General features: G+C 65.0%; 13 protein-coding genes and 1 pseudogene. 6 read left to right on the top strand and 8 right to left on the bottom strand.

What is annotated here, in order from left to right:
• The 4 genes and pseudogenes from VGS97_RS29735 to VGS97_RS29090 form a co-directional block, all read right to left on the bottom strand.
• Nucleotides 1-382: pseudogene (locus VGS97_RS29735) on the bottom strand (helix-turn-helix domain-containing protein); the annotation flags it as partial.
• Between the two features lie 102 nt (nt 383-484).
• A complete protein-coding gene (locus tag VGS97_RS29100; RefSeq protein WP_326856896.1) occupies nt 485-3,247 on the bottom strand; it encodes a glycoside hydrolase family 3 C-terminal domain-containing protein in 2,763 nt (920 codons plus the stop codon).
• 512 nt (nt 3,248-3,759) lie between these two features.
• Entirely contained in the window at nt 3,760-4,314 is a 555-nt protein-coding gene (locus tag VGS97_RS29095; RefSeq protein WP_326856895.1) for a transposase, read from the bottom strand.
• On the bottom strand, nt 4,311-4,901 hold the full coding sequence (locus VGS97_RS29090; RefSeq protein WP_326856894.1) for a hypothetical protein: 591 nt from the start codon (nt 4,899-4,901) through the stop codon (nt 4,311-4,313). The genes VGS97_RS29095 and VGS97_RS29090 overlap by 4 nt, the downstream gene beginning before the upstream one ends.
• Here VGS97_RS29090 and VGS97_RS29085 point away from each other — a divergent pair.
• The 4 genes from VGS97_RS29085 (at nt 4,901) to VGS97_RS29075 (ending at nt 6,626) form a co-directional block, all read left to right on the top strand.
• The gene (locus VGS97_RS29085) at nt 4,901-5,407 is read left to right on the top strand and encodes a hypothetical protein (RefSeq protein ID WP_326856893.1); all 507 of its coding nucleotides are present in this window, start codon (nt 4,901-4,903) and stop codon (nt 5,405-5,407) included. The genes VGS97_RS29090 and VGS97_RS29085 overlap by 1 nt on opposite strands.
• Nucleotides 5,353-5,586, top strand: a complete 234-nt coding sequence (locus VGS97_RS29895) for a transposase (RefSeq protein WP_414641879.1) — start codon at nt 5,353-5,355, stop codon at nt 5,584-5,586. Before VGS97_RS29085 ends, VGS97_RS29895 begins: the two co-directional genes overlap by 55 nt.
• A gap of 192 nt (nt 5,587-5,778) precedes the next feature.
• Nucleotides 5,779-6,234 (top strand): N-terminal phage integrase SAM-like domain-containing protein, encoded by a 456-nt coding sequence (locus VGS97_RS29080; protein ID WP_326856892.1) that lies wholly within the window; start codon nt 5,779-5,781, stop codon nt 6,232-6,234.
• Between the two features lie 86 nt (nt 6,235-6,320).
• Nucleotides 6,321-6,626: a tyrosine-type recombinase/integrase gene (locus VGS97_RS29075; protein WP_326856891.1), complete on the top strand. Its 306-nt coding sequence runs from the start codon at nt 6,321-6,323 to the stop codon at nt 6,624-6,626.
• Nucleotides 6,627-7,152: 526 nt separating this feature from the next.
• Here VGS97_RS29075 and VGS97_RS29070 read toward each other — a convergent pair.
• Nucleotides 7,153-7,848, bottom strand: coding sequence for a DUF5710 domain-containing protein (locus VGS97_RS29070; RefSeq protein ID WP_326856889.1), 696 nt, complete (start codon nt 7,846-7,848; stop codon nt 7,153-7,155).
• A 247-nt stretch (nt 7,849-8,095) separates the two neighbouring features.
• Between VGS97_RS29070 and VGS97_RS29065 the strand changes: the two genes are divergently transcribed.
• Together VGS97_RS29065 and VGS97_RS29060 are read left to right on the top strand one after the other, a co-directional pair.
• Nucleotides 8,096-8,977: a restriction endonuclease gene (locus tag VGS97_RS29065; RefSeq protein ID WP_326856888.1), complete on the top strand. Its 882-nt coding sequence runs from the start codon at nt 8,096-8,098 to the stop codon at nt 8,975-8,977.
• Between the two features lie 178 nt (nt 8,978-9,155).
• On the top strand, nt 9,156-9,863 hold the full coding sequence (locus VGS97_RS29060; protein WP_326856887.1) for a TIGR02391 family protein: 708 nt from the start codon (nt 9,156-9,158) through the stop codon (nt 9,861-9,863).
• 82 nt (nt 9,864-9,945) lie between these two features.
• Here VGS97_RS29060 and VGS97_RS29055 read toward each other — a convergent pair whose 3' ends face one another.
• The 3 genes from VGS97_RS29055 to VGS97_RS29890 form a co-directional block, all read right to left on the bottom strand.
• Entirely contained in the window at nt 9,946-10,143 is a 198-nt protein-coding gene (locus VGS97_RS29055; protein ID WP_326856886.1) for a hypothetical protein, read from the bottom strand.
• Nucleotides 10,140-10,586, bottom strand: a complete 447-nt coding sequence (locus VGS97_RS29050) for a hypothetical protein (RefSeq protein ID WP_326856885.1) — start codon at nt 10,584-10,586, stop codon at nt 10,140-10,142. Before VGS97_RS29050 ends, VGS97_RS29055 begins: the two co-directional genes overlap by 4 nt.
• Nucleotides 10,583-10,687: IS3 family transposase (locus tag VGS97_RS29890; protein WP_414641874.1), on the bottom strand; the 105-nt coding region annotated here is incomplete at its 5' end. The genes VGS97_RS29050 and VGS97_RS29890, both read right to left, overlap by 4 nt.

Raw genomic sequence — 10,687 nt, 5'->3', positions numbered from 1 at the left:
GTGGCGCCAAGATGCTTGACTACCTCGACTACCTCGGCCAGCGTCCGCAGACGCACCCCGGGGCTGACGGTACATCCCCGCTCGGCCAGCAGCGGACGAATCTCACCCACGGCCCGGGTAATGGTGGAGCGGTCCACCTCGAACCAGCAGGCCAGCACGCATGCGTGACCCCGTGGCGCAGGTGCACGAGAGTGGCCGACAGCCGGTCGACGAACACCAACCGGTGCTTCGCGCCCGCGCCGCCCGACCGCTTGCGCGGCCGAGCGGCGAGCGTGGCCTGGTGCTGCGCCTTCCACAGCGGACTCACCTCGGCGACGAGCTCAGCGAGCACATCCACCGACAGTCCCGTGATCCTTCGATTGCTGATGATCGCCGCACGCATCACGGCCCCACACCATGCGGCCGCGGCCCAGTATCAAGAGCCTGGCGTCTCACGGCCTACCATGCACGAGGTCGTAAGAGCTGATGAAGTCGGTGTTGGCGCCTACGTCATGACCAAGAACTGGTCGAACGCCCATGGCACGCTCCCGAGACCGTTGGAGCCCATCAGCACGACTCGCACGTACTGCGCCGTCTGCGACGGGAAGCCGGCGATATCGGGCGTCCCTATGCCCTGGCACGTGGCCACCGTCGTCCACGAACTCCCGTTGCTCGACACCTGTACTTGATACGGGCCGGCGTAGTCCTGGGTCACCTCGGGCGAGGCCATCTCGATCTCGTTGAAGGTGTGTGCCGAGCCCATGTTGACCGTGTATGTCTGGCCCGCCGCCTGGCTTCGCCTGCTTTGGAAGGAGGTCACGCTGGTGTCGTTGACGGCATTGGTGATCGCGTTCTGGGCTGGGGAGGCGGTGCTGCTGTTGAAGCCGGCGGTGAAGCCCGACTCGTCGAGCTGGGACTCCCCCGTGCCCGAGGCACCGCAGCTGGCGGCCGAGCCACCGACGACCCATGGGAAGGAGACAGAGTTCTGGTACCCGTACGAGTCGGTAGCGGTCACCGTGATCACGTTGCTTTCCTGGTACAGAGCCGTCCCCGTGATGGCGCCGGTGGACGGATTCAGGTACAGACCCGCGGGCAGCCCAGTGGCGGTGTAGGTCAAGATCTGGCCCGAGGCCGAGTCCGACGCGCTGAGCTGGAGGTTGACGGCGGCACCGACGGCGGTGGACTGGTTGCCCGGGCTGGTGAGGGTGACGGTGTCGGGACCAATCGCGCTGGCCAAGCTGAGGGACCCGGTGAGCGGCAGGTTGGCGGACGAGTCTCCCACGCCCACGGCATAGGTGCCCGCCGGTGCCGTCCACCCGCCCCCGTCAGGGTCGGGGCCTGACCACGCCGAGGGGAAGAGGTTCGCCCCCGGACCCGCCCAGTAGGTGAGGTCCTTGACCGGGACGCTGAAGGTGATCGTGGTCGATGCTCCAGGGTTGAGGCTGACCCGCTGGAACGCCTTCATCTGCCAGGGCGGCTCACCGGTGGTCGAGGGGTCACCGATATACAGCTGGGCCACGTCGGCCCCGGCCACACTTCCGGTGTTAGTCACCGTGGCGCTGACCGACGCCTGCCCGGCAGCGTTGAACCCGGTGACCGAGAGGTTGGAAAACGCAAAAGTGGTGTAGGACAGGCCGTAGCCGAAGGGGAACAGAGGCGTCAGGCCCTGCGACTGGTACCACCGGTAGCCGACGTCGATGCCCTCGTTGTAGGCGACCTGACCACCGGAACCGGGCCACTGCTGGCTGGTGGACGCCGGCACCTGGGACAGGCTGGTGGGGAAGGTGACCGGCAGGTGACCGGAGGGGTCGACGCTGCCGAACAGGATGTTGGCGAGCGCTGGGCCGTCCTCCTGGCCGGGGTACCACGCGTCGAAAACCCCGGCCACCGAGGACAACCACGGCATGGTCACGGCGGAACCCGCGTTGAGCACCACGATGGTCCGGGGGTTTGCCGCAGCCACATCGCTGATCAGGGTGTCCTCGGTACTGCCGAGGTCGATGCTGCTGATGTCCGAACCCTCGGTCTCGTCGTAACCGCCGAAGACGATGGCCACGTTGGCGGCTTGCGCCGCCGCCACCGCGCTGGAAGCGGTGGAGCCGTCGTTGTAGGTGACCGTCACCCCCGGCGCCGCCGCCCGGATGGCGGCCAGCGGGGTCTGCGGCACCGCCGACGCGTTGACACAGGCGCTGCCCCCGCCCGAGTAGGGGTAGTTGTTCGCCGGCTGGCCGTACACGCAGTTCTGGTCGGACACCGACGGGTTGGCGTTGGTGCCGATGACCGCGATCGAGCCCACCGAGCCGGCGCTGAGAGGCAGGAGGCTGCCGGCGTTCTTCAAGAGCACGGTGCCCTCTTCAGCCACCTGAAGAGCGGTGGCGACATGGGCCGAGGTGGTCACCGTGTTGTTGATGTTTCCGGTGTTGCCGCTGTCCATGACCCCTGACGCGAACATCTCGGTGAGGATGCGCGCGACCGCGTCGTCGAGGTAGTTCCTCGGCACCGCGCCGTTGGAGAGAGCTGTGACAAGGCCCGAGCCGAAGTAGCTGTCTTTACAGCACCCTGCCGACCCGGACATGTCCATGTTCTCACCGGCCTCGATGGACTGGGCCGTGCTGTGGGTCCCTCCCCAGTCGGAGGTAACGAAACCCTGGAAACCGAACTGGTTGTTGAGGTCGCCCAGTTGGTAGGCCTGCTGGCAGGCTGGTGAAGCGTTGGGCTGGCTGTAGGCGCACATGACGGAGTCCGCCCCGGCGTTCACCGCTGCCTGGAAGCCGGGCATGTAGATCTCCTGCATAGCCCTTTGCGTCACCACGTCGTCGTCGTTGGAACCGTTGCGGCTGGTCTCCTGGTTGTAGACGTCGTAGTGCTTCACCTGGTCCATGATGCTGCCCTGGCTCTGCAACCCCTGGATGTACGCCGCTCCCATCTGGCCCGACAGGTAGGGGTCTTCGCTGAAGGCCTCAAAGGCCCGCCCCCAGCGGGGATCCCGCACAATGTTGATGGTCGGCCCCAGCTCGACGTTGACCCCCTTCCCGAGGGACTCCGAGCCGACCACCGCCCCGTACTGCTGCTCCAGACCGGGATCCCAGGTGGACGCGGCCGCCACCGCCCCAGGCAGCTGAGTCACCCCCTGGAGCTGGTCGCCCACGCCCAGGGGCCCATCCTGGAGATTGATCGAGGGGATGCACAAAGAGGGTATGGCTCCGGTATTGCCCACATAGCTGCCGGCGCCGCCGTACACCAGACCCTCCTCCTCGGTCAGCGTCATGTTCGCCATCACCGCTTCGACCCGCTGGTAGACGGGGGCAGTGGAGCCAATCCACGGACAGGACGCGGACGCCGCAGAGGCGGGCGCGACGCCGGACGAGGAGAATAAGCCCGCTGAGACAGTGGCGAGAGCCAGCGCCAGGATGAAGGTACGCGAGGCGCGCCGCCTCGATACACCGTGCGGTGTGCGAGATGCATGGGACACGGGGGACACGTGCACGATGCCTCCAGATGCCTGTCGGACCGGCGCTGCACGACAGGTGATCAATGTTGCCTGATATAACAAATCCGCAACGCGGATGTAACACCCAGCAACAAGCACTGTCAATGGCGCAGACGCGCAGACCCCGCTCTGGCCGCCCAGTGAAGATGGCCGGTCGCCGAGTGGAATCGCCCCCGGCTCTCACTCGACTTTCTCGTCCTCGATGAGCCGCCATGGTGGCGGCGATGGTTTGGTAGAGCAGAGTTCTGTTGCGTGGCAGCGCGGAAGTCGACACTGCCAGATACTGCTGGTTAATTCGTGAGGGTGGTGTGCAGCCTGAGTAGTCGGCCGGTATGGCCGCGGCTGATGGGCTGGTCAGTGAGGCAGAGGTAGGAGTCGAGGCGGATCACATTTATTGCGGTGGCGGCGATGTAGTGTTCGAGTTCGACTTTCTTGATGCCGCAGTATTTTGCTTTGCGCAGGCCGACCGTGTTCGCTGCTTGGTTCATCGTCCCCTCGATGCCGGCGCGGCGCTGGTAGTCTGCGCGCCAACCCTTCGAGCTCTGGGCGCTGCGGGCAGCCTGTTGCTGTTCGTGAATCTCGCGGGGGTAGACAGTGATCCCGCGGCGGCGGATCTTGCTGCTGGTGTACGCGGGCTGAGCGTCGCAGGTCCAATAAGCGCGCTGCGGGAAGGCGATGTAGATCTTCTCGACGCCGTCGTGAACCCGCGGGTTCCAGTGCGCCGAGGTCTGTCCCTGCGAGCAGGTGGCGGTGTGGGTGTCGTAGTCGATGGTGAAGCCGTCGCGGCTGTAGCCGTTGCTTGTCTTGGTCTGCCGGGAGCTGTCGCCCAGCAGCACGGTGATCATTGTGATGCCATGCTCGCGGCGAGCATGTTCGGCACGCTGGGGTAGCCCGAGTCCAGGTAGTGCCTGTCCGCAGCCAGGTCCCGGCCGGCGAGGTCCTGGTGGACCGGGACGGTCGCGGCGTTGTCGGGCACGGTGGCGTCGGTGGTGTGCACGTTGGTGATCAGGTTCGGGACGTGCGGCCCGGATTGCTCCGCCTGGTCGGCCACACCGTCGCAGGTCTCGGTCAGGTGCAGCTTGTACCCGAGCCAGAACAGCTCCTTGCCCTTCGCGGCCCACCGGGCATCTGGGTCGTACGGGCTGGCCAGGCACCCTTGGGACGGCAGCACTCCATCCTTGTTCGCGTCGCGCCGCCGCATCACCTCCCGCCCTCGGGTGTCGGTTTCCACCAGGAACATCTGGCGCAGCACCGTGCACAGCACCGCCACCTGTGGCAGCTCGCGCAGCCAGGCGAACTCGCCACGCTGCGCGTAAATCGCGCCCAACAGCGTCCGCCCGTCGCGGCCGTACTGGAAAGTGAGCGCGTCGCGCTCGGCCGCGTGCGCAGCAGGCTCCAGGCCGAGACCGGCGGGCCGTACCACGTGGTCCATTGCTCGAGGTCCACCGTCTCGGCCAGGAAGTGCAGGGCGACCGTGGCCAGCGCTTCGACCAGCGCCCGCACCGCCTCGCCGGCCAGCCCCATCGTGTTCAGATCACGCACCGCGCCGATCACGTGCGTCGAATCGGTGCGCTGCTTGCCCCCGCCCTTGACCAGACCCAACTCCCGGCAGCGCTCCAGCAGCCGGTCGAACGCGAGCCGAGCCAGATCGCTGCCAACCAACCGGGCCCGAAACTCCACCAGAACACTGTCATCAAAACCAGGATCGTCTCATTCGAGGCTCAGGGCGTATTTCCAGTCGATCCGCCCCGCCACCACGACCGCAGCCTGCCGATCCGTGAGCCACTCCACAAACTGCAAGACCATGACCAGCATCAACAGCGACGGCGCGATCCCCGACCTGCCCCACGCCCCGAACGCCCCGACAAAATCAGCATCCTGGAATACGACACCTCTACCAACGCCGGGCCGGCATCGAAGGCACCACGAACCAAGTAGCGAACAGCATCGGCCTGCGCAAAGCCCGCTACCGCGGACGCAAGAAAGTCCAGCTCGAATACTACCTCGGCGCCACCGCGATCAACATCACCAGGCTTGACGCCTACTTCACCCACCAGCCACTCGACCGCACACATAGCAGCCGACTGATACGGCTCCACGCTGCAACAACGAATTAACCAGCAGGATCCTGTTCCTGCCGGAAATTTCATCCGCGCAGGCCAGGGTACCCGAGCAGCCGTCGGATGAACGGCCCACCAGGGTCGGGTTCGTCGTCTGGATGGGTGCGCCCGGTTGCACCGTCCCGCGATCGATGCCCACGGTCAACGAAACACCTCGTCATGGGAGGTGTCGTTGATCGGGAGGTTCGCATGTCTGTGGTGACGATTCCCCTCAAGCCCGGCCCAACCGGCCGACCGCGTTGCAGCTACCGGGTGCACTGGCGCGACCCGGGCGGGCGGCAGCGTTCAAGGTCCTTCCGCGACAGCAGCGACGCGGCGGAGTTCGACACGCGGCTGGCCCTGGACCGGGACCGGCTGCGCCACGGCCCCGGGGACGCGCCGACGACGTTCGGTGCCGTCGCGGCGCGGTGGCTGGCGGTCAAGGCGGCCACCAAGCGCAAGAGCACCGTCATCTTCTACGAGAGCACCCTGCGCAACCACGTTCTGCCCGCCTTCGCCCACACTCCCGTCGGCGCGATCACCCGCGCCGATGTCCAAGACTGGATCAACACCCTCAGCGCGAAGGGCCTGGCAGCCAACACGGTCCGGCAGATCTACCGCGCCGTGTTCAAGCCATCATCGCCCTCGCCCTCGACGACGAACTGATCGCCCGCACCCCGTGCCGCCGCATCGAGCTGCGCGCCGCCACCAAGGCCGAGCTACGCCCGCTCGCCCCGGGGCAGGTGATGGCGATGGCCGCGGCCGTCCGCCCGCGCTACCGCGCGATGGTGATCCTGGCCGCGTGCACCGGGATGCGCTGGTCCGAGATCGCCGGCCTCACCCTCGACCACATCAACTGGCACGCGCACACCGCCACCGTGGACCGGCAACTCGAACGCAACGCCACGACCCCGGTGTTCACCCCGCCCAAGAGCAAAGCCGGAATACGCACCCTGCCACTGCCCACCCTCGCGATCACCGAACTACTGCGACACCTCTCGCAGTACTCGCTCGGGCCCGCGGGACTACTGTTCACCACCCGACCGACGCGGTACTGAACCAGAACAACTGGCGGCGCCGGGAGTGAAATCGCGCCCGCACCTGGGCGTACGGGGTGCCGCGGGACGTCACGTTCCACCGGCTGCGGCACACCTACGCGTCCCTGCTCATCGGCCAAAACGTGCACGAGAAGGTGCCGCAGGTGCGGCTCGGGCACGCCAGCGCCGCCGAAACCATGGACGCCTACGGCCACCTCTACCCCGACACTGACCAGACCACCAGGATTGCGATCGACACGGCGTTCCGTGTTGCCTCGAATGTCGCCTACGGACTCCACCACGGCCGCGGAAGCGGGAGAAACCGCAGGTCACACAGCAGATGCTCGTGGGCGCGTGGGACTCGAACCCACAACCTACGGATTAAAAGCTCCGCTATCCGGCGTTCGTGGTACGGCAATAACTGCATGACCTGCATCGATACGTACAAAGTGCCTCTACGGCAGTACGAGCCTACTGCGCGATCCTGCCTGAACTGAGACGGGGCACGAGGATTGAGCACATCCAAGTGTCAGGGACGAAAGTACTTTCATTCGTCGTCTTCGAGTGTGCGTTGGGCGATGTCCGGTCGGTCGGTTGCTGACGGTGGGGGCGTTATGCGTAGTCCTGCGCTGGTCAGGATAGTGAGGTCCAGTGTCCAGTTGGTGTGGTTACGGTGTTCCCAGATGGCGAACGCCTCGCTCACATGCTGTTCTAATGCCCGTTCATCCATGCCCGTGATCATGCGTAGGTGATTGCGTGCTGCGCCGTCAGTCCCCTTGATCTGCGCCAAACCGAAGTGCGTCGCGCCGTGACACCACGTACACAGGCAGACCAGCCGACGAAGCGCCTGAACTCGTGTGGCCTGTTGATACTCCCAGCGTTCGTGGGCCTCAAGCCAACGACCGACAGAGCGATCCTCACCCTGTCCACATGCCTCGCACTGGTTACCTGCCCGTGTCACGATCATGCGTCGCAGCCGCTCCCAGTCGCGTTGGTCGACACACGAGCGGACGTTGGTGAACCAACAACTACTGGGCACCAAGTCGACGAACAGTCCCGCCCCGAAGGCTCGATCCTCGCCAGGCAGCAAATCAGGCACCGGCGGCTGCGCGCTCCAGGGCTCAAGTTCCCGCATGTCCGGCCGCGGCGCATACCAGCGCTTGGCAGCAGAATCCCAGCGTGCACCGAAGGACTTGGCTTGATCCTTCTGCGCATACGGAACATCCAGCCAGACCCGTTCCACGATCCCGCGCCCTCCGCACTCAGGGTTCTACAGACAGCCGATACAGAGTCAGAGTAGTCCCAGGCCTGGCGCTGCCGGCCTCAGAAGTCTGATTGACTTAGTTCCGCAGCCGTGCTGGGTTTTCGCGCGCTTACGGTGGCGACGAGGGATCTCGATGCACCCAGGGGCGCGCAGCAGCGCAGCGGGCCAGTTCGTGTCTGTACGACCTGCTACAGATGAAAGTAAGAGCTCGTAATAACCACGGGCCATGGTGGAGCAAGAGGTACGCAATGCCGCAGGGGAAGTACTACCGGCGTGGTCACTGGGTAAGCAAGGGCAAGCGCAAAACGAAGCTGAGCGGCTGGACCATCGTCGCTGTGGTGGTCGTACTGGCGTGGCTCATCTCGCACTCAGCCACCAACAGCAGTGCGCAACCAGCACCAAAGCCGAGTGTGTCAGCATCGACGTCCTCTACCCCACGGTGAGCAGACGACGCCGCTCACTGATCACGCCTCGCAAACCCCGCGGTACAGGCGAGTGGGTAGCGGCGGCAGTCGTCGGTGTGATCCTTTCCGCGGCGCTGCGGCAGGGAGCCCACGCGGCGATGTCCGCACTACCAGCTATCGCGCTCATCGTTGTCCCGGTCGGGCTTGGCTGCGCAGGACTCGTCGTCACGGCACGACGCGCGCGTAGGAGCGCTCTGGCTCGTGCGGATCGGCATCGGTTAACGGGCGTTCGTCTGGCACTGGCACAGCTCGATACGCTCGACCCGACCGGGTTCGAACACGCGGTCCGCGACCTGATGATCCGCGACGGGATCAACGCCCGGCACGTCGGACAACGCGGCGACCAAGTCGCCGACGTCCTCGGACAAGACCAAACCGGACGGATCTTCGTCGCCCAATGCAAACACACCACCACCGCAGCACGAGTACCCGTCCGAATAATCTACGAAGTCAACGGCACAGCACGACCAGTCCACCGCGCCGACGAAGCAATCATCGTCACCAACGGCGGCTTCACCCGCGACGCACGAATCCAAGCAGCAAAATTCGGCATCCACCTCATTGACCGCGACCGACTCCACCAATGGGCACACGACGGAGTAACCCTACAAACAATGCTCCGCTACCCTGTTACGCTGCATTGACGGAACTCTCCGGCGCTCTGCCCCAAGTATCGCATGAATTTAATTGACTGAATTTTGTTAGCGTCGAGAGGGCATTTTCTCTGTCGCGCCGTGAGCCAAGGACAGCAGTCTGGGCTGCGTGGACCGGCCTGAACCGAGACGGGCCATGGCTGTCCGCACTGCGTCTTAGGATGCAGCTATGGACCGTGATTGGATGCGACAGCAGCTTAAGGCGTTCGACAACCTCACGATGCGTTATGACGCTAACCGGAGGCCAGGCGATTACATCGGCGACCGGGCGCTCTACGAGGAGCTGCATCGGGCCGAGCCCACGGTTAAGCAGATTCTTGAACGACTTGATCCGCAGCTCGCTGAGAAGATCGACATCGATCGGATGGCGGGTGCAGCGATGGCGCGGAACGAGGTACACCGCGGCCTTGGCATCCTGGCCAACATGGACGAGTGGGCAGCACGCTTGGCACCGGATGCACCCACGCTGCCAGCTGACCGGCTGCATCCGTGGGTATGGGAGCCGGCCGCTCCCCTGTGGGCTGCGGAGGCGCGTCAAGACGCCATCCTTGCTGGTGCCCGCACAGTGAACCGCCGTCTCCAGCAGAAGCTCGACCGCCATGACATTGGCGAGACTGACCTCTGTCTCCAATCATTCGAGCCGAAGGACCCTGTTGCGGGCAAACCGCGGCTGCGCTTCGCAGGCGACCGTGATACTCCGATCTGGCACGCCCGACAGGAAGGGGCGAAGTACCTCGGAGCGGGCGCTTTCCTCGCGATTCGGAACATCGCTGCTCACGACGAGGCGTCATGGTCAGAGCAGGAAGGCCTGGAGTACCTTGCCACCTTTAGCGTTCTCGCTCACTGGATCAGTGAGTGCACAGTGGAATCCGCTTGAGCCGCAGGCGCCTGGTACCAAGAAGCGCCGGCCCTCTGGGGCTGGCTAGACGAACTGTGGCGCTGCCAGTGCTGTCGCTAGGCTACGCGGCGACGGGTTCGAGGTCGTCGAGCTTGAGGCTGAACGTTGTGGACTCGACCTCAGGGTCGGGCTCAGCGGGAACCTCCACAGTGATACGAGGGCCGATCGCTGACGTGTAGGTCTCGATCACGCGGGCGCGCACGATAGGGCCACCGAAGTTGAAGGCGACCACATCGCCAACGTGCGGAAGAGTCTTCACGGCGTGCCTCCTATCTGCTGCCATGGGTCGGTGATCGTGAACAGGTCACACAGGTGCTCTCCGACTACATGGTCCATCTTCTCAGTCAAACCGTCCAGTGAGCTGCGCCATTTCGCCACAGTGGCCAGGGTTAGCGTCAGGGACTGGATCTTGCCGCTCTCGGAGTGGGCCAGCGCGTTGCCGGCGTGGTTAAGGTCAAGGAGGTTGCTGTTCCACTTCCCCGCTCGCGCCGGCCATCTGGTCTTCAAGTCCGCCCACAGGTCCAGGCTGAAATACCGGAAGTCATTGCCCAGGTTGCCGGGATTAGCGTTGCCCTTGTCGAGCTGGCGGCCCTGAGTGAGCCGGATGCGCTGGTTCTGCTCCAGCTTCGGGTTACCGTTCGCGATGAGCTTCGCGAAGACCTTGAGCTTGCTCCGGTTTTCCGGACGGTTCCGGTGTGTCACGCCGCTTCGGGGGTGGCGTGTGTCTGTTCGTACTGCACGGGGCTGAGCATGTCGAGTGTCGAGTGACGCCGATGCGGGTTGTACCAGGCCTCGATATATTC

The sequence above is a fragment of the Actinocrinis sp. genome, assembly GCF_035946395.1.
Classification (GTDB): domain Bacteria; phylum Actinomycetota; class Actinomycetes; order Streptomycetales; family Catenulisporaceae; genus Actinocrinis.
The sequence above is the reverse complement of the archived record's forward strand: the minus strand, read 5'-3'. Positions and strand labels throughout refer to the sequence as shown.

What these genes read in the sequence shown, in the direction of transcription:
- VGS97_RS29080 (WP_326856892.1), top strand. Translation starts at nt 5,779, where the DNA reads ATGTCTGTGGTGACGATTCCCCTCAAGCCCGGCCCAACCGGCCGACCG.
- VGS97_RS29100 (WP_326856896.1), bottom strand. Translation starts at nt 3,247, where the DNA reads ATGACGCTGACCGAGGAGGAGGGTCTGGTGTACGGCGGCGCCGGCAGC.
- VGS97_RS29090 (WP_326856894.1), bottom strand. Translation starts at nt 4,901, where the DNA reads ATGGACCACGTGGTACGGCCCGCCGGTCTCGGCCTGGAGCCTGCTGCG.
- VGS97_RS29095 (WP_326856895.1), bottom strand. Translation starts at nt 4,314, where the DNA reads ATGATCACCGTGCTGCTGGGCGACAGCTCCCGGCAGACCAAGACAAGC.
- VGS97_RS29075 (WP_326856891.1), top strand. Translation starts at nt 6,321, where the DNA reads ATGGCCGCGGCCGTCCGCCCGCGCTACCGCGCGATGGTGATCCTGGCC.
- VGS97_RS29060 (WP_326856887.1), top strand. Translation starts at nt 9,156, where the DNA reads ATGGACCGTGATTGGATGCGACAGCAGCTTAAGGCGTTCGACAACCTC.
- VGS97_RS29065 (WP_326856888.1), top strand. Translation starts at nt 8,096, where the DNA reads ATGGTGGAGCAAGAGGTACGCAATGCCGCAGGGGAAGTACTACCGGCG.